Here is a 17,659-nt window from a genome sequence, read left to right on the forward strand (position 1 = left end):
GCAATGGAGACGGGCAATGAGCTTGGAAGGCAAAGTCGTTGCGATTACGGGGGCAAGCAGCGGCATTGGATGCGCCACCGCTAAACTGCTGGCCGAACATGGTGCTTTCGTCGTGTTGGGCGCCCGTAACGAGAAGGCGCTCGCAGCGATCACGGACGAGATCACCGCTGCAGGCGGCAAGGCCGCGTTCCAGAGGACGGACGTACGCCATCGTCAAGATCTTGAAGCGCTTGTCGCATTGGCTATCAAATGCGGCGGCAAACTTGATGCCATGATCAACAACGCTGGAATCGGGCCGATCTCACGGTTCGACGCACTGCGTGTCGAGGATTGGGACGCCATGATCGACGTCAATCTTCGTGGCACACTGTATGGGATTGCGGCCGCGCTGCCCGTATTTAAGCGGCAGGGAAGCGGTCACATGATCAACGTCGTCTCGACGGCGGGACTCAAGATACTACCGACAATGGGCGTCTACGCCGCGACCAAGAATGCAGTCCGTACGGCGACGGAAGCGCTGAGGCAGGAGGCAGGACCGAACCTTCGAGTCACAGAGGTATCACCGGGAATGGTCGCCACCAATTTTGGAGAGTCGATTACAGACCGGACAGTCAAGGAGGTCATCGAGAAGCGCCTAGGAAATATTGCAATCCCTCCCGATGCCGTCGCACGAGGCATTCTCTTTGCACTCGAGCAGCCGCCCGAAATCGATGTTGGCAGCATAGTGATACGGCCGACAGCGCAAGACTGACTTAAATCGCTTGCGTTTCATGTCGCTCCAGCCCTTCGGGTGCGCCGTCGCTCGCCATTCGAGGGCAGAGCTGACTTGTCGCAACACGCGATCAGCATATGACGGTTGAAAAGCTGAAGGGGCTGCCAGTATTGTGCGGCATCAGGTCAGCGGAAAACATTAGTGTCGCTCGCTTATGTGGGGGCATGGAAGCTGCCTTGCGCACGATCGTCGCCCGCAAGCTCCTCAGCCGGCCTCAGGAGGCTTCGCGAGCGGGATCTGGAGCGTTGCTCGAAGGCCGTCCTGCTTGAAGTTGAGTTCGGCATTGCCGTGCAAGCTGAACTTGGCCATTTCCGCGATGATCGTCGTTCCCGTCCCCGTCCGGGTTCGTGAGGGGATCGGCTCAGGGCACGCCTCTTGCCATACGAAGCAAAGACAAGGGCGCTTGCAGCTGTCTGAAGTAATTTGCCAGCTCACCTCGACGGTGCCACGGCGTTGAGCTAGTGCCCCATATTTGAGGCTGTTGGTCGCGAGTTCACTCAGGATCATCGCGAATGGAACCACCTGATTGTACGGCAATGAATAGGGCGGTCCACCGGACAAGATGAGCTGCTCGGCTCTCAACGATGATAACACCTGTGGCACCAGATTGGCTAAATCGATCGATGAGCTGCCAGCGGCCATCATCGACTGGGCCTTGGCCAGGGCGTTAAAGCGGGTCAGGAATGTTGCCTTGTAGTCCTCGGCAGACCTGTCTTTCGTCTCGATCTGGTTTGCGATCGCCTGCACAACTCCCAGGAGATTGACGAGCCGGTGGCGGATCTCTGAATATAGCAGAGAGCTCTCATGCTCCTTAGCGCGCCTGTCGGTCACGTCCGTGAAGACAATGACAAGATGCGTACTGTTGTTGTCCGGCTTGGACAGGCGCCTCGCTGTGATCAAGAAGGTGCGCCGGCCAATGGCCGGGAAGTCGTGGGTAACCTCATAGTCGATCACCGCAGCGGATCTGGGGATGACCTCCGCGATCAAGCGCTTGAGTTCGGGAATATTCCACTGGCCGTTGCCGAGGCGGTCGAGAGGCACGCCGATCGTATCGTCTCGCTCGGCGAGAAACGTGGCGAAGAAGGCGCGGTTGGCCTCGATCACGACGCCGCTTTCGTCAAGGACGAGAAGCGAATCGTCGATCGTATCGACAATGCCTTGCGCCTGAACATGGCTGGTTCGGAGAAGCCGATACAGATCTTCGAGGTTCATTGCCGCGACTCGAATACACAAACATCCGTTTGAAGGAGGCGCGTGGGGGCACCTCCCGCCCTAAAGTACAGGGGCAAGTTTCTTTCAAGTTGCAGCTACTGGCAAGAGCGTGCCCGACGTAGAGGGCTGAATTTACGTTTTGATCGACACGTCCTCGAGCACCCTCGTCACTGGGCAGGAGACGCTCCAAACCAGCCCGCCAGCAGCAAAATGAGCCTCCACTTCGCCGCCGATATTGGCCTTCAGCATGCTGCCAGTCATGACGGACCCGAAGCCGTGCGATGTAGGCTTCGACACCGGCGGGCCGCCGGCTTCCGTCCAGACCAGAATGAACTTTGAAGCGCTGCCCTCGGTTGCCAATCTCCAGGAGACATCGACACGACCCGCTTCGCACGATAGGGCGCCATACTTGGCGGCGTTCGTAGCGAGCTCATGGAGCGCCATACCGAGCGCTTGTGCCGCGGTCGCGCTGATCTCGATAGGAGGGCCGGATAAGCGGATGCGATCGCGCATCAGATCGGCGAAGTGGCCAAGGTGAGCGCGCACCAGTTCCTCGATTGGCACCTTCCGCCAGCCGTTCTTGACCAGGACGTCTTGGCTCGCGGAGAGCGCTTGGAGCCGGTCGGTGAGGCGGTCCACTAAGTCCTTCGGGTTATCGGCAGCTGTTCGTCGCGCGATGGCTTGGACCACGCTGAGCAGATTTTTGGCGCGGTGGTTGACTTCGTGCATCAGCAGCCGCTCCCGTTGCTCGGCCGCCTTGCGTTCTGTGATGTCGGCAACGACAGCAAAAGCCCCAACGATGCGCCCGTCTGTGTCGCGGACGGCGACGCAGGCGACATTCGTCCAGGTCTCTCGACCGTCATCGTCCGTGTAGACCATGTCTATACCGGGAACGATACGTTCTCCGCGCAGGGCGCGTTCGCCGGGAAACTCGTGGGGCTGCAACGGCGTGCCGTCTGGATGCTGTGCCCGCCAGCGTATCAGTCGCGCCGGATCTCGGGACGGCATCAAGCTCGTCGGGATGTAGCGGCGCATCTCGGCGTTCGCTAGAATGACCTCGCCGCGTAAACCGAACTGGGCGACTGCCACCGGCAGACTGTTGAACATCGTCGACAGAAGCGCTTCGCGCTCCTTGAGTGCTGCCTCGGCGCGCCTGCGCGCGGTGACCTCCTCGACCGCGACGTTGACCCCGACGATTTCGCCCGATGGGCTACGTAGCGGCAACCACTGCTCGATCCAGTGACGTTCGACGTCGGGTTGCGCTGGTGTTGCGCCCGAAATCTCGAGGTCAATGACAGGCTCCCCGGTCTCGAAGATCCGACTGGCGATGCGCTCGACTTCGTCCGCAAGCGTCGGCACGATCTCGCGAACTGTCTTGCCGATGTGACCCATAGCCGGAATCCCATTCATCTCGGCAAGCCGACCGTTGACGCGACGATAGCGCAGGTCGCGGTCGAGCACGCACAGGCCGACGCGTGCGGACGCATAGATCGTCTCGATTTCTCTGAGCCCCGCAGAAAGCAATTCGTGATCAGGATGATGGCGCGCTGTATCGCTCGGAACATCGCCGGCACTCAAGGGAACTCTCCTGAAGAATTACACGAGTGGGAATACTAGCAATTCTTGGAAATACCGCTATTCTAAAGATGTTGCAGACGAAAGGGGTTACGACCGTAGGCCACTGTGTACGGCCAGGGCTTGATATCTTCATGTCGTCTGAGAATCGTCGATTATCCGCTTAGAGCAACGAAGTGGCGTCCCCTTAACTCATAAGACGCTTGTGTGTTGCTTATCCTTCCGGAGCTCTCTTGCCAGGCCTTCATGTTTGGTCGGCTATTTGTCCGCATGTCTTGAGTGCTTCTAAAAATCCTGCGATCCGGATGACCTTCCCGTCCTCTGAAAGAGGCACGTACAGCGCGGTTCGCCCGTCAGCATCGATGGCCTCGATGACCTGAGGCATTGTGTCCGGATACTCCCCGCCTTGCTCGAGCGTCCTGATCTTGTAGCCGTTGAAACGCATATCCCGGCCGTCAAGGTAAGGGTCTTGCGGACGCTGGGCGGGCGGCATCGGTGCGACGTCAGTAATGGCCTCACCGTCTGTTTCTGGATATTGCGGATGGACGTTTCCGTAGATCGCATAGCGCAGCTCCGGGACGCTCATCGACCCCTTGGGCTTCATCGATCGCCGATAGCTCGCCATCAAAGATCCTCCCGGAGCCCCTTGAAAAACGGGTGTCTGACCTTTCCTTCTGCCGATTTCGTGCGGTACTCGATTTCCGCCAGCAGCTCCGGCTCGACCCACACCCCGCGGTGGGCGATCCGCTTGGAATAGGGCTGTGTCTTGCGGATCAGCGGCGTGAGGCGGGTGCGGAGCTCATCGGCCGAGTTGCGATCGAAGCCGTGATCGACCTTGCCGGCATAGACCAGGTCACCGTTCTTGTAACGGCCGACATAGATGCCGTCCCAGGCGTCCCCGTCGAGCGAGAAGCCGGCTATGGGTAAGGTCTCCCGTTGTGCGCAGGTCTTCTTGACCCAATCATTGTTGCGGCCCGAAACGTAGCGACTGTCCGCCACCTTGGACACGACACCCTCCAGACCAACCTTGCACGCGTGGCTGAACATCTCGCGGCCGTGGATAGCGAAGCTTTCGCTGAACTGGAGCCTGCTGCCGGCGATGAGCTTCTTGAGTCTGGTTTTGCGCTCCGTCAGTGGCAAATGGCGCACATCGTGGCCATCGAGATAGAGCAGGTCGAAGGCGACCAGGACGATCTTCTGGGAGCGGCCTTTGAGTTCATTCTGCAGAACGGAGAAGTCCGTGGCGCCGTTTGCTTGGGGCACGACGACCTCGCCATCGATGATGGCCGAATGCGTTTTGATCTCGGCGGCCTCGCGGGCGATCTTGCGGAAGCGGGGCGTCCAGTCGTAGCCGCGGCGCGTAAAGACCTTGACGTCGTTGCTCCCCAAATGAACCTGGACGCGATACCCGTCAAACTTGATCTCGTGGATCCATCGCGCTCCGCTCGGCACGCGGTCGACGGTACTCGCAAGAGCGGGCTCGATGAAGCCGGGGTCGGGTAATTTTGGGCCGGCCGCACTGCGTCGGCGACGTTGCAACGCCACTGAACAACTCCACGCAAACAAGCGATTCGAGTCTTTTCGGCGACTTTGGTTCCGGCGATGGGCGACGTGAGTTTGGATGTGCTGGCGGCTCCTCGAGTCTCAGTTGACCGGTCCAGATCAACGGCCGGCCAGCCGCCTCCGCCGATCGCGGATGGTCGAACTCGGGGTTACTTTCCTGCCGCGCATGGTTCCACCTCGCACACGCTCTTGCCGATCAGTCTCGTTCTGCTTGATGAGCCCCCGGCATGGAACGGAGCGTGGCCGGGGCGGGGCGCCGTGGGCCGACGTGTCGACGGCTCTCGCTGTCTGGCTCAGGGGATTGGGAAGCGGGGAGGCGCCGGCTGGGCGCCTCCAAAGTTAACATAGAATATCCCAGCAGCGAACTTGCAGAACCACTGGTGTAGGAACGCGGCCCGAAAGCGGCTGTTGGTGGCTCACCCGCGAGCTTCGCGGCGCTCCGAGGAAGTCAACGGAATGGTCGACCACGTCCAAAGACCCGGCTTTCCGATTGCTGCGGGGCTCCTGTTCGGTCTCGGGCTCGGCGGCTTCTTCGATGGCATTGTACTGCATCAGCTGCTGCAATGGCACCACATGGTGAGCAGCTGGTATCCGCCGACGACCATCGAGAACCTGCAGCTGAATACGATCTGGGACGGAATCTTCCATGCGGGAACGTATCTGTTCGTCGTCGCCGGCCTCTACGTGCTCTGGAGGTCGGCCCATCGGCGCCATTTGCGCTGGTCGAACCGGCAACTGGTCGGCACGCTGCTGCTTGGCTGGGGCCTGTTCAATCTGCTCGAAGGTCTCGTCGATCACGAATGGCTCGGACTTCACCACGTCAACGAGGTCGCTCCCGCCGCGCAGCGCGGCGTGTGGGACATGGGCTTCTTGATCTGGGGAGCGGCGATGCTTGCCGCGGGTTGGGTGATCACACGCGTCGGCATCCGGGAGGCGGCACATGCACCGCTCCGCGACCGTGCGGTTTGAAGGCATCCCGCCATGGGCGGCGTATGTCGCTTTTGGCCTGCTGAGTGTCGCCGCAACGGCGCCGGTCTGGCGGCCGCTCCTGTTCGGGCTCAGCGTGGAGGATTGGCTGCAACTGCGATGCTTCTGACGAGGACCAGCGGGACGACCTGCAAGGTCGAAAGGACCTGTGATGGCCGAATTCAGACTACCGAAGAACTCCGCCCTCCGCGAAGGCAAGTCCTGGCCGAAGCCGAAAAGCGTCACGTTGCGCGAGTTTCGCATCTATCGGCTGGCGCGTACCGAGGTCTCGGTCACGTTAATGGAATTCCTCATGTCCCCCCTCCTGCAGTTCGGCTGGCGACCTTTTGGGAGCTGGGAGAGGACCACCAGGCGGGTGGCGCGGGAGTCCGACTGCCAAATTTTGAGCACGCTTTGGCATTATCGGCTTTTGATACGTCGCCCCTTCTTGTTGAGATCCTCTGCCGGCGGCGTCGGCTTCAACAGGTCTGCCGGCTCGACGCCGAGGCCCGCCGCGAGTGCGGCGAGCACGTCGATCGAAGCGGCATTGCGGCGTCTCTCGACCATGCTGATATAGGTCCGATCGATATCGGCGCGGTGGGCAAGTTCTTCCTGCGAAACGCCCTTGGTTCGGCGCAAGCGCTTCAAGTTGGCGGCCAAGACGTCTCGGATGTTCATCTCCAAGACAGCACAGGCTTGTCGAGTATTTCACCACGGAGTATTTTCTACAAATTGGGACCAAGCGATTGATTACGTTGGCTAATGGTGCCTGATCTAGGTCTTCTGTAAGGCTGCTTCCGTCTCTGTCCCCGGCCGATCTCGAGCGTAGTGTTTGCCTTTGTGGGTTTCTGACCGATGTCCTTTCCCCCGCTTGATCCTGACGTTGCCGATACGGCTCCGAGCGATTCCGTTCTGACGCCGTATGACGAGGAGCACCTCGTTACGTATCTGCGTCTTCTTGATGCCGAGGCCGCCGGCGCGGAGTGGGAAGAGGTTGCCCAGATCGTTCTGCACATTGATCCGGTCCGCGAACCCGAACGTGCGCGCCGCGCGTTCGACAGCCATCTCGCGCGGGCAAAGTGGTTGTCTGAGGAAGGCTACGACGGCTTCCTACGTAGTCCTCCTGAGACCTGAAGTTGTGCAACCAGGACGGAACTCGATCGCTTCAAGCAATCGTGTAGTTGGTTGTGGCAGTCATCCGCATCCATGTACCTGCACGAGTCGAGAATCTCTTCAACAATCTTAAATGGCGCCATCATTGGTCTATTGCGTTGCAGTCCTAACCTGATGAGGACAGCACGATGTCGGAATTCGATTGGCGCGCACCCAAGGCCTACGCGAACATTCATCGCGCCGACCGCCCAGGCTTCGCTTGGGAGTGTGTTCGCCGCTCTCCGAACTATCGTGCGCAATTCTCGGCGGTCACTCATCCTGAGCGCAGCGCGCCCGCCAACTTCCGGAAGCACTGGGGGTTGATATTTCGCCGCTGATCCAAGGCTGTCTTTCGATGCCCAGTCGGTGTTCTGGGCGCCTGAGCGGTTGTCCACTGTGCTTGCGCTTGTCGAGATCGGCACGCGCGTGCCGGTCGTCGCGCCGATCGTAAAGCTGCCGTCGTTCGCGCCGGACCAGCTGCGCCGCGCGACAGATGGTTGGCATGTCGTCGTGCAAATCGGCGCGAGCCAACACCGCGTCTGGGTGCGCAGGCGGCCGTTGAGCTCGGTGTCCTACGCGGTAATGCTGCCGTACGATCGCGACTTCAAGATGCGCAACGAGGCTGCCGAGCGTCTCTGGCGTGCCCTGCGGGCGCAGCCGCTTGGGCCCGCCTCGGACGGCTTAACGGAGCAGCGCCGCAGGCGCCTGGTGCTGATCTTGCGCGCGCTCGACGGCTGGCAGCAGGGTCATCGTCATCGAACGATTGCAGAAGTGCTGTTCGGCGCAGCGCGCATTCCTGCCCGGGCTTGGAAGACGAGCGAAGTGCGCAGTCAAACCCGACGTTTGGTCGAGGACGGCCTGTCCTTGATCCGCGGGGGATATCGGCAACTCCTGCGACCGCCGCGTAAGGACGAATAGCTTCTCGCATTCGAAGGGAGGTGGCCGGAAACGGCCACCTCGATCTGCGGCCTCCCCCTTCGCGGGCCTACGCCTCCATGCTGACCGGCAACGCGCTGCACTACGAGGAAGCGCGCAGGTCTGTCCTGGAGGTTGCCAGATGTCCGATTCCTTGGCCGGTCTTCCGCCGCGCTTTCTTCGCACACCCGAGGCTGCGCGTTATCTCGGCCTGTCCGGCCGCACGCTCGAGAAGCACCGAACCTACGGGACTGGCCCGACCTATCGCAAGATCGGCGGCCGCGTCGTCTATGCGATCGATGACCTCAAAGCCTGGGTTGATCGCGGCACGAAAACGTCGACCGCCGATCCCGGGCAGGGGACGGTCCTGCCGGCCAAGCGGCATGCCGGTCTCATCCCCTATGCGGGCAAAGAGCGCCGCGCGCAGCGGACTGTGCGGGCGTGACGATGCGTCATTTGCGCAAGTCCGAGCGCGCCCAGCTCGATCTGTTTCGCGCGCTGCCGGGCGATCTCGCGCCACGCGATGCGCAGGATCTGATGGCCTATCCGTTCTTCTCGCTGGCCAAAACCAAGCGTGTGGTGCCGATCGACTTCCGCGCCGGGACCGTCGCGATCCGGGTCGAGGCCGTCCCCGAGCACGGCATGGCGACCATCTGGGATGCGGATGTTCTGATCTGGGCCGCGTCGCAGATCGTCGAAGCACGTGACGCCGGACTGAAGACGTCGCGCCTGATGGCGGCCACGCCGTATGAGATCCTGACGTTCGTCGGACGCGGTACGGGCGTGCGCGATTACGACCGTCTGAAGGCAGGGCTCGACCGTCTGCAATCGACAACTGTGCTGACCTCGATCCGCCAGCCGACCGAGCGCCGACGGCACCGCTTCTCCTGGATCAACGAGTGGAAGGAGACGGCGGATGCACACGGAAAGCCATCGGGATTGCAGCTGATCCTGCCGGATTGGTTCTATTCGGGCGTCGTCGATGCTGCGCTTGTGCTGACGATCGACCGCGATTATTTCGCACTGACGGGCGGCTTGGAGCGCTGGCTTTATCGTCTCGTGCGCAAGCATGGCGGTCATCAGGACGGCGGCTGGAGCTTCGATCTCGGCTATCTCCACGCCAAGTCCGGTAGCCTCTCGCCGCTCAAACATTTTGCCTACGACCTGCGCGAAATTGTCCGCCGCCAGACATTGCCGGGCTACGAGCTCGTGCTCACGCGCGATCCGAACGGAACGGAGCGGCTGAACTTTACAGCCGCCGTCACGGACCCTGTCGCGCGCCGCTTCGCCAAGCATCCCTCATCGAGCGTTGCGGGGGACAAGCTGTGAATTGTCTCGTGCTATCGGGGACCGGAAGACTCGTGCCATCGGGGACCGGATCCTCGTGCTATCGGGGACCGAAATCGGTCTTAACCCGCTCTGTCGGTTCAGCTTTTCGGCCCCTTAACTTACCTAACTGCAAAATCCTTCGGATTTTGTCTAACGGGCACCGTCAGTGCCGCCCCGTCGGACGCCCGCCACGTTTGCGTGGGCGGTCCTCGGGGATGCTCGAGCAGCCTTCTGTGCGCTCGTGCCGGGCCCCCTAGTGCCTCCCAATCCTGTCCAAACGAGAGATGATCAGATGAGCGAGCTGACGTGCGTCCAGCTGCTGTGGCTGCAGGGTAGAATCGAGAACCGCATCCGTTTCGGCCGAACCGTGCAAGAGTTGCGGCTCGATCACTTCCGCCGCGTCGTCTCATTCACGCCCGGCAGCGTGTTTGCGTTCGTCCGCTGGTCGTCGAATGACTACGGCACGGTGCTGTCGCGGATCGACATTCTGCAGGCTGTTTACCCAGGGGAGGCGTGCGCCACAGTACCCTTCGTCGGCCCTGGAGCAGCCATTCTGCTGCAGGTTTTCGGCTGGCCGAAGGTCGAACGCGTGCTGCAGCACATCGATGCGATCGAGGCGCTCGGCATCGATCCAGCGGATGTCGCACCGGATCATTGGTGGCACGTCCAGAACCGCTTCACGGCGAATGAGCCACCGCGGCCCTACACGCTGCTGCGGCACCGCGCCTGGCTGCATCGCCGGAGCATCATGCTATGAGACGGCGCTTGCCCCTCGTCGTCGCGATGTTCTCAGGCGTTGCGCTTTTGCTCGGACCGAGCGCGCTCGATCTGCGGCCGCGCTTGATCTGGAATGCCTCGGAAAGCGTGCCCATCGGGCTCTATGCCGTGCATCCGGTCAGAGACTGGTACGTCACCGAGCTGGTGGTCGTGAGGCCTCAAGCGCAGCTGGCGTCGTTCCTCGCCGCCAGCGGCTACTTGCCGGTCGGCCTGCCGATGCTCAAGCGGATCCTTGCCCTTCCCGGCCAAAACGTCTGTCGCCGCGAACTCCTGATCATCGTGGATGGCGTTGAAGTTGGCGCCGCGCGACCGAACGATCACCGTGGTCGTCCGCTGCCGGATTGGCAGGGATGTCGCGCCGTCGGCGACGGGCAGATTTTCCTGATGAATTGGCAGTCGGACAGCTCGTTGGACGGCCGATATTTTGGTTTAACGGCGATGTCGGATGTCATCGGACGCGCCGCTCCCTTGTGGACCAGGGAGCCGTCATGATGCGCTCGATCTGCAGCCGAACTGCAAAACACGGGTGCGATCTGATACAAAGCGACGGCGCTCGAATGCGAGCCATGCGCGCGTTGAAGACTCGATCTTTCGTCTGCGAAGTTGAGCGGGTTGTTGCATGTGGAGTTGATTTTGCTGCCGTCGAGCGACGCAATCTCGCGATGTCCGTTCTCCGTCTCGTTCAGGACCGCCGAGAGTGCTCTGGAGTAGCCGAACCTGCGAAGGAGACCGCGGTCGTACGAGCAGATTGCCGGGAAGGAAGCGGGGCGGAAGAGGGCGACATTCCAGGGCAAGATAAAAGCGGCTCGCCGGTTGAACGACAAGCCATTGATATGGCTTGTGTTCAACCGTGCCGGTCGGTCGGAGCGCGTGCCGCGCTTTGGACTTTTAGTAACGAGATCAATGTTGTTTTCGGCACTGTAGCTTTTCCGGCTGCCCCCGGGCGCCGCGCATGACCACGAGCGAGCGCGAGTTTCGCATTCGACCGGGGCGCATTCGTCAGGGACGGAGCGCCAAGGCGAAGAGCTTCATCAGTCGCGTGCTGCGGGCGGCAAATGCAGCGGGGCACATGCCGCCGCTTTCAGTGGTGAATGGACGCTACGCGGCGCGGGCTCATTCGACGTTCGGAAGGGGGCGGGTCAGCTTCAGTCGAGAGCGCCTGTTCGCTCCGGCCCGCCGGGTCACGGTCAAGGCGCGCATCGCCAGACACAAGGGGCGCGCGTTTCGGTCAGCGCCTCTGGCAACCCACCTTGCTTACCTGAAGCGGGACGGGGTCACGCGTGATGGCCAGCCGGCGCGGATGTTCGATGCAACTGGCGATCAGGCCGATGAGGCTGGCTTCGAAGCGCGGGGCAGGGGTGACCGGCATCATTTCCGCTTCATCGTCTCGCCGGAGGATGCCGCCGACATGGTGGACCTCAGGGCCTTCACCCGCGATCTGATGCGGCAGATGGAGGCCGATCTCTCGACGCGATTGGAGTGGATCGCTGTCGACCATTGGAACACGGATAATCCACACGTCCATGTCCTCGTCCGCGGCGTCGACGAGACGGGCGCCGATCTCGTGATCTCCCGCGACTACATCAGCCGTGGCCTGCGCGCTAGGGCTGAGGAGCTGGTTGGGCTCGAGCTCGGTCCGAAGCCGGAGCACGAGATCCGCAGCGCGTTGGAGAAGGAGATCACGGCCGATCGGTGGACCCGGCTTGACGGCGAGATCCGGATGGCGGCCGACGAGGTCGGCGCCATCGATCTTCGTCAAGATGCGCCAGGTCTGCCGGATCGGCAGGTCGTCGGACTGATGCGCGGGCGTCTACAATATCTCGAGCGCTTGGGGCTCGCGACTGCGGCCGGCCCGAACGAGTGGATGATTGAGCTCGGGGCCGAGCGGAAGCTCCGGGAGCTCAGCACGCGTGATGACATCATCAAGACCATGCATCGGGCGTTCGCTGACCTCGGCGAAGAGCGGACTGTTGCGGACTACGCTATCGATGGTTTTGAGGCTGCCTCGCCGATCGTCGGCCGGTTGGTCGATCGCGGGCTGCATGACGAACTGACGGGCGAAGCTTATGCCGTGATCGACGGCGTCGATGGTCGGGCGCACCATGTCCGCTTCCGAGGGCTCAAAGCCTTTGCACAAGCGCCGCCGGTCGGCGGCATCGTGGAGGTTCGCTGCTTCGGCGGATCCGACGAGGTCCGGCCAACGCTGGTGTTGGCGAAGCGGTCCGATCTCGGCCTCGCCGACCAAGTCGGGGCCGAGGGCGCGACCTGGCTCGACCACCGGCTGGTCGAGCGCGAGCCCATGCCGCTGGCCCATGGCGGCTTTGGTGCCGAGGCCAGGGACGCACTCCGTGCCAGGGCCGAGCATCTCGTGAGCCAAGGACTGGCCCGGCGTGATGGCCAGCGGATCGTCGTCCAGCGGGATCTCTTGAAGACGCTGCGGCAGCGGGAGCTCGAGGCCGTCGGCGCCAGGATGGCGGCCGAGCTCAAGCTCCCGCATCTGCCGGTGGAGCCTGGCATGGCGGTTGCCGGCACCTACCGTCAGCGGCTCGCGCTCACCTCCGGACGCTTCGCCCTGATCGACAATGGTCTCGGCTTCCACCTCGTGCCGTGGTCACGCGAGATGGACCAGCGGCTCGGCAAGTCCGTCACGGGCCTCGCCAAGGCCGGCGGCATCGAATGGCAGCTCGGTCGCAAGCGTGACCTCGGCCTCTAGTTCAATCGGGAGAGCGTACATGCCGGCAACCAGGATCCTGTGGGGCCAAGTCCTTGTCGTCTCGTTGATCGTCCTGCTCGCGGTCTGGGGCGCGACTGAATGGACGGCGTGGCGGCTTGCATTTCAGGCTCGATTAGGACCGCCGTGGTTCACCCTTGCGGGATGGCCGGTCTATTGGCCGCCGGCGTTCTTCTGGTGGTGGTTCGTCTATGACGCTTACGCGCCGGCGGTGTTCACTGAGGGGGCGGCGATCGCGGCACTGGGGAGCCTGCTGGCCGTTGCAGCCGCCATCGGCATGTCGTTGTGGCGGGCGCGCGAGGCGAGGATCGTCGCGACCTACGGCTCTGCACGTTGGGCTGAGCCGGTGGAGGTCGAGAAGGCGGGGCTGCTCGGTGATGACGGTGTCGTGCTGGGACGGCTTGGGGCGCGCTATCTGCGTCACAACGGACCCGAACACGTGCTCTGCTTTGCGCCGACCCGCTCCGGCAAGGGTGTGGGTCTCGTGGTGCCCTCGCTTCTGACCTGGTCGGGATCAGCCATTGTCCATGACATCAAGGGCGAGAACTGGCAGCTGACGGCCGGCTTCCGCGCGCGGCACGGCCGGGTGCTGCTGTTCGATCCTACCAATCCAAAGGCGTCCGCCTATAATCCGCTGCTCGAGGTCAGGCGCGGGGCGTTCGAAGTCCGTGACGTGCAGAACGTCGCGGACGTGCTGGTCGACCCCGAAGGCTCGCTCGACAAACGCAACCATTGGGAAAAGACCAGCCATTCACTGCTGGTCGGCGCCATCCTGCACGTGCTCTACGCCGAGCCCGACAAGACATTGGCCGGCGTCGCAGCCTTCTTGTCCGATCCGAAGCGTCCGATCGAGACCACGCTGACGGCCATGATGGCGACGCCCCATCTGGGCGAGGAGGGGCCGCATCCTGTTGTCGCGTCGACCGCACGCGAGCTCCTGAACAAATCCGAGAACGAACGATCGGGCGTGCTCTCGACCGCGATGTCGTTCCTAGGTCTTTATCGCGATCCAGTCGTGGCTGAAGTCACCGGCCGCTGCGATTGGCGCATCGCGGACCTGATCGCGGCCGAGGAGCCAGCCACGCTGTACCTGGTCGTGCCGCCGTCCGACATCTCCCGCACCAAGCCGCTCATCCGGCTCGTGCTCAATCAGATCGGCCGACGTCTGACCGAGGATCTCCAGGCGCGCGAGCGGCGGCATCGCCTGCTGATGATGCTGGACGAGTTTCCGGCACTCGGGCGGCTCGACTTCTTCGAGTCGGCGCTCGCCTTCATGGCCGGCTATGGGATCAAGAGCTTTCTGATCGCGCAGTCGCTCAATCAGATCGAAAAAGCCTATGGGCCGAACAACGCGATCCTGGACAATTGCCATGTTCGGGTCAGCTTCGCCACGAACGACGAGCGGACCGCCAAGCGTGTCTCGGATGCGCTCGGCACCGCGACCGAAATGCGCGCCATGAAGAACTATGCCGGTCATCGCTTGGCGCCTTGGCTCGGCCACCTCATGGTCTCCCGCCAGGAAACTCCGCGGGCGCTGCTGACGCCGGGCGAGGTAATGCAGCTGCCGCCGGCGGATGAGGTTGTCATGGTCGCGGGCGCACCGCCGATCCGAGCCAAGAAGGTTCGCTATTTCGAGGACCCGCGGCTTGTCTCGCGGATCATGCCGCCATCGGAGCTGGCGCGATCCGAGACGTTGCGGCGGGAAGACGATTGGTCAGCTCTGTTACCGATCGCGCCGGCGCTGGGCAAGTCGGAGGCGAGATCGCCGACTGACGAGGATCAGGCCAATGGTGGTTTGCGCCGTGAGCCGGAGCTCCCGGAGCACGTCGCGATTGCGAGTGAAGCGATGCCAGCGGACCCAGCCGACGAGTTCTCGCTCGTGCTCGATGATGATGACCAAGCGCCTCTTCCCAGAAGTGGTCGATATCCGACGATGGTGGGTGTTGCGCGCCAAGCTGCGCTCGACCCTGGCGACGATCTCGGTCTCTGAGGATCGTCCGATGCGCGATCGCATGAACGTCTACTTCCCGCCCGAACTCCTGAAACAGATCACAGAGCTCGCCGCTCGCAAGAAGCTGTCGCGCTCGGCGATCGTGGAGGCTGCCGTGCTGTCGTTCCTGTCGCCCGACGGCGCTGACCGCCGCGAGGCGGCCTTCACCCGCAGGCTCGACCGGCTGACCCGGCAGATGCAGCGGCTGGAGCGCGACGTCGGCATTCTCGCCGAGACGCTCGCGCTGTTCGTCCGCTTCTGGCTGACGGTTACCCCGCCACTGCCGAACGAGGCGCAGTCCGCGGCGCAGCTCAAGGGGCGTGAGCGCTTCGAAGGCTTCGTCGAGGCACTCGGCCGGCGGTTGCAAAAGGGACAGAGCTTTCTGCGGGAGATCCCGGAGGATTTCGTCAGGAAGACACCGGAGGAGCCCGGCAATTGAGAGATGGCTTCGGGCGATGTCCAGGCGCGAGCCTACGCTAAAGCTTGTTTTCCTGCGCTTGAGCACGATCGGCCGATCACCTCAGGTGCCATTCAGTCAATAGGGGACTATCGACGGACCAAATGGGGTCCGAACGATGAAGAAAAAGATCACTCTGCAGCTCTCCAGTGAGATTCTCGATTGCCTGAAGGGTGCAACAGACGAGCGATGTGTGAACCGCGCGATCCTGGTGGAGAAAGCGCTAGAGCGATTCCTCCGCGAGCCGGTGGATGGTGCAGCGCCGCCACAGGATCGACTCGCTGGTTTGGAACAGCAGCTCGAGGGCATTCAGCGGGAGCTGAAGGCGCTGAATGACACCGTCGGTCTTCATGCCCGCTATCACTTGGCCTTGACGTCGCTCGGGCGCGACGGGACCACCCAAGCTTCGGCGGATCGTCTTGGCGAGGCACCGGAGACCCGACGCGGTGAAGGGGAGGTTCGAGAGCGTATAACGGAGGATCGTTCTTCCGAGCAGGATGGCGAGCCATTGCCGTTCGGAGCTCCGACCCGTCGCGTGAGTAACAGCCGAACCGCTGTGCCAATCACTGAGGTGTCCTGGGGTGTGCCGGCCGCCGGGGAGGGCGGCGAGGATCCCTTTCGCCTTGCGGAGGGATCGCTACGCTGAGCAGCCTCACTGCAACCGTCCCCGAGAGGCCGAGCCGGACTACATGTTCGGGAGGAAGGATGCTGAGGCCAATGATCACGGCCGCGGCATCGCCGGCTGGGCTGTCGTGGCTCTGGTCTTCATGCCATTCGCGGCAGGCTATTTTCTCTCGTACCTGTTCCGGACGATCAATGGGGTCGTCTCTGCGCGTCTCGCGGCCGAACTAGACCTGAACGCAGCCGATCTCGGCCTGATCACGGCAGTCTACTTTCTGGTGCTCGCGGCGGCACAGATCCCGGTTGGCGTGATGCTCGATCGCTACGGTCCGCGACGGGTTCAGAGCGCGCTGCTGCTTGTCGCTGCGGTGGGCGCAGCCGGGTTCGCGCGCTCGACCGGACCGCTCTCGCTGCTGATGTCGCGCGCGGTCATCGGGCTCGGCGTCGCAGCGGCTCTCACCGCAGGCCTGAAGGCGATCGTTCTCTGGTTCCCGCGGGAGCGTGTTGCGCTCGTGAACGGATACATGGTCATGCTCGGCGCGCTTGGTGCCGTTGCCGCCACGCTGCCGGCGGAAGCGGTGCTGGCCAAGACTGGATGGCGGGATCTATTCGAAATCCTGGCTGTGACCACGGCAGGCACGGCGATCCTGATCTTCTTCCTGGTTCCGGAGCGCGATGTTGAAGCGCCGTTCGTAGCAGCAGGCGGCGGTCTGCGAGAGATTCTGGCCGACAGACGCTTCTGGAAGATCGCGCCGCTGTCGGGCGCCTGCATCGGATCGGCCTGGTCGATGCAAGGTCTCTGGGCACCCGCTTGGCTGACGGACGTGGAGGGAATGACACGGACGGAGGTGGTGACGGCGCTCTGCGCGACGGCCGTCGTACTCAGTCTTGGGGCTTGGCTGCTCGGCCTGCTCGCGAGCTGGACCCGCCGGAAGGGAATCGGGCCCGAGACATTACTCGCATTCGTGGCGATCCTGTTCATCCTGGCGCAGTTGGCGTTGGTGTTACGACTGCCGCTACCGTCGATCGGCCCCTGGTTGATGATCGCCATTGTGGGATCGGCAACCGTGCTGAGCTTTGCGATCATCTCGGACTACTTTCCCAAGGAGATGGCCGGGCGAGCGAATGGCGTTCTGAACGTCGTGCACTTCGGGTGGGGGTTCCTCGCGCAATACGGGACAGGACTTTTGGTGGCGCATTGGGCGCAACAAGACGGACACTATCCGGCCGTCGCTTATCAAGTCGCGTTTGGCGTCAACGTTGCCCTCCAGACTGCCGCCCTCGTTTGGTTCACAATTCCGCGCGGAAGACAGGCGACAAGGAAGTCAGACGATCGATTCAGCTTCGCACTGGATAAGGACACTGACGATTTTGGATCGTACTCCGAACTCCCTGTTCTGATCGAGGAGCCGACGGCCCAAGGCAAGTGGTGAGGCAGTCGCTCCGACGTCCTCAGACCCTCTGAACGTGAGATCCAGTAAGAGCCGTGATGCGTGACGAGCAGCCGTACCCTCGAAGTGCGTCGGACCATCATGCGCACCGTCAATCCTGGTGACTTTCGGGGGCGGGCCCCATGCTCACCGTCCACGCTTTTCTACG

General features: G+C 62.6%; 19 protein-coding genes and 1 pseudogene. 15 read left to right on the plus strand and 5 right to left on the minus strand.

Going from position 1 to position 17,659, the window contains the following annotated elements; genetic code table 11:
- The first annotated feature begins 16 nt into the window (after nucleotides 1-16).
- Nucleotides 17-751 carry an SDR family oxidoreductase gene (locus ACVILH_RS21360; RefSeq protein WP_456714637.1) on the plus strand — a complete coding sequence of 245 codons (735 nt, stop codon included), beginning with the start codon at nucleotides 17-19 and terminating at the stop codon, nucleotides 749-751.
- A 225-nt stretch (nucleotides 752-976) separates the two neighbouring features.
- On the opposite strand, the gene ACVILH_RS21365 is transcribed toward ACVILH_RS21360, so the two are convergent.
- The 4 genes from ACVILH_RS21365 to ligD all read right to left on the minus strand — a co-directional run bounded on the left by ACVILH_RS21365 (nucleotide 977) and on the right by ligD (nucleotide 5,104).
- Complete coding sequence (locus ACVILH_RS21365; protein WP_456714638.1) at nucleotides 977-1,984, minus strand: HWE histidine kinase domain-containing protein; 1,008 nt, start codon at nucleotides 1,982-1,984, stop codon at nucleotides 977-979.
- Nucleotides 1,985-2,116: 132 nt separating this feature from the next.
- Complete coding sequence (locus ACVILH_RS21370) at nucleotides 2,117-3,562, minus strand: PAS domain-containing protein (protein ID WP_456714639.1); 1,446 nt, start codon at nucleotides 3,560-3,562, stop codon at nucleotides 2,117-2,119.
- Between the two features lie 241 nt (nucleotides 3,563-3,803).
- On the minus strand, nucleotides 3,804-4,184 hold the full coding sequence (locus ACVILH_RS21375; RefSeq protein ID WP_456714640.1) for a hypothetical protein: 381 nt from the start codon (nucleotides 4,182-4,184) through the stop codon (nucleotides 3,804-3,806).
- Nucleotides 4,184-5,104: a non-homologous end-joining DNA ligase gene (gene ligD, locus ACVILH_RS21380; protein ID WP_456714641.1), complete on the minus strand. Its 921-nt coding sequence runs from the start codon at nucleotides 5,102-5,104 to the stop codon at nucleotides 4,184-4,186. The genes ACVILH_RS21375 and ligD overlap by 1 nt, the downstream gene beginning before the upstream one ends.
- 474 nt (nucleotides 5,105-5,578) lie before the next feature.
- On the opposite strand from ligD, the gene ACVILH_RS21385 reads away from it, so the two are divergent.
- Together ACVILH_RS21385 and ACVILH_RS21390 are read left to right on the plus strand one after the other, a co-directional pair.
- Complete coding sequence (locus tag ACVILH_RS21385) at nucleotides 5,579-6,091, plus strand: DUF2243 domain-containing protein (RefSeq protein ID WP_456714642.1); 513 nt, start codon at nucleotides 5,579-5,581, stop codon at nucleotides 6,089-6,091.
- A gap of 169 nt (nucleotides 6,092-6,260) precedes the next feature.
- Nucleotides 6,261-6,359: pseudogene (locus tag ACVILH_RS21390) on the plus strand (succinate dehydrogenase iron-sulfur subunit); the annotation flags it as partial.
- 149 nt (nucleotides 6,360-6,508) lie between these two features.
- On the opposite strand, the gene ACVILH_RS21395 reads toward ACVILH_RS21390, so the two are convergent.
- Nucleotides 6,509-6,766 (minus strand): helix-turn-helix domain-containing protein, encoded by a 258-nt coding sequence (locus ACVILH_RS21395; protein WP_456717037.1) that lies wholly within the window; start codon nucleotides 6,764-6,766, stop codon nucleotides 6,509-6,511.
- A 177-nt stretch (nucleotides 6,767-6,943) separates the two neighbouring features.
- Between ACVILH_RS21395 and ACVILH_RS21400 the strand changes: the two genes are divergently transcribed.
- The 12 genes from ACVILH_RS21400 to ACVILH_RS21455 all read left to right on the plus strand — a co-directional run bounded on the left by ACVILH_RS21400 (nucleotide 6,944) and on the right by ACVILH_RS21455 (nucleotide 17,493).
- Nucleotides 6,944-7,222 (plus strand): DNA -binding domain-containing protein, encoded by a 279-nt coding sequence (locus ACVILH_RS21400; protein ID WP_456714643.1) that lies wholly within the window; start codon nucleotides 6,944-6,946, stop codon nucleotides 7,220-7,222.
- Between the two features lie 167 nt (nucleotides 7,223-7,389).
- The gene (locus tag ACVILH_RS21405; RefSeq protein WP_456714644.1) at nucleotides 7,390-7,578 is read left to right on the plus strand and encodes a transcriptional regulator domain-containing protein; all 189 of its coding nucleotides are present in this window, start codon (nucleotides 7,390-7,392) and stop codon (nucleotides 7,576-7,578) included.
- Between the two features lie 58 nt (nucleotides 7,579-7,636).
- Nucleotides 7,637-8,158 carry a DUF2285 domain-containing protein gene (locus ACVILH_RS21410; protein ID WP_456717038.1) on the plus strand — a complete coding sequence of 174 codons (522 nt, stop codon included), beginning with the start codon at nucleotides 7,637-7,639 and terminating at the stop codon, nucleotides 8,156-8,158.
- 139 nt (nucleotides 8,159-8,297) lie between these two features.
- Nucleotides 8,298-8,600 carry a helix-turn-helix transcriptional regulator gene (locus tag ACVILH_RS21415; RefSeq protein WP_456714645.1) on the plus strand — a complete coding sequence of 101 codons (303 nt, stop codon included), beginning with the start codon at nucleotides 8,298-8,300 and terminating at the stop codon, nucleotides 8,598-8,600.
- A 2-nt stretch (nucleotides 8,601-8,602) separates the two neighbouring features.
- Entirely contained in the window at nucleotides 8,603-9,484 is an 882-nt protein-coding gene (locus ACVILH_RS21420; protein ID WP_456717039.1) for a replication initiator protein A, read from the plus strand.
- A gap of 292 nt (nucleotides 9,485-9,776) precedes the next feature.
- Nucleotides 9,777-10,241, plus strand: a complete 465-nt coding sequence (locus tag ACVILH_RS21425) for a DUF2840 domain-containing protein (protein WP_456714646.1) — start codon at nucleotides 9,777-9,779, stop codon at nucleotides 10,239-10,241.
- Nucleotides 10,238-10,753, plus strand: coding sequence for a S26 family signal peptidase (locus tag ACVILH_RS21430; RefSeq protein WP_456714647.1), 516 nt, complete (start codon nucleotides 10,238-10,240; stop codon nucleotides 10,751-10,753). The genes ACVILH_RS21425 and ACVILH_RS21430 overlap by 4 nt, the downstream gene beginning before the upstream one ends.
- Before the next feature lie 460 nt (nucleotides 10,754-11,213).
- Nucleotides 11,214-12,974, plus strand: a complete 1,761-nt coding sequence (locus ACVILH_RS21435; protein ID WP_456714648.1) for a relaxase/mobilization nuclease domain-containing protein — start codon at nucleotides 11,214-11,216, stop codon at nucleotides 12,972-12,974.
- A 19-nt stretch (nucleotides 12,975-12,993) separates the two neighbouring features.
- Nucleotides 12,994-14,982, plus strand: coding sequence for a conjugal transfer protein TraG (locus tag ACVILH_RS21440; RefSeq protein ID WP_456714649.1), 1,989 nt, complete (start codon nucleotides 12,994-12,996; stop codon nucleotides 14,980-14,982).
- 10 nt (nucleotides 14,983-14,992) lie between these two features.
- A complete protein-coding gene (locus tag ACVILH_RS21445; RefSeq protein WP_456714650.1) occupies nucleotides 14,993-15,421 on the plus strand; it encodes a ribbon-helix-helix domain-containing protein in 429 nt (142 codons plus the stop codon).
- A gap of 136 nt (nucleotides 15,422-15,557) precedes the next feature.
- Complete coding sequence (locus tag ACVILH_RS21450) at nucleotides 15,558-16,085, plus strand: hypothetical protein (RefSeq protein ID WP_456714651.1); 528 nt, start codon at nucleotides 15,558-15,560, stop codon at nucleotides 16,083-16,085.
- 43 nt (nucleotides 16,086-16,128) lie between these two features.
- Nucleotides 16,129-17,493 carry an MFS transporter gene (locus tag ACVILH_RS21455; RefSeq protein WP_456714652.1) on the plus strand — a complete coding sequence of 455 codons (1,365 nt, stop codon included), beginning with the start codon at nucleotides 16,129-16,131 and terminating at the stop codon, nucleotides 17,491-17,493.
- Nucleotides 17,494-17,659: the final 166 nt, after the last annotated feature.

The sequence above is a fragment of the Bradyrhizobium sp. USDA 4353 genome, assembly GCF_054063215.1.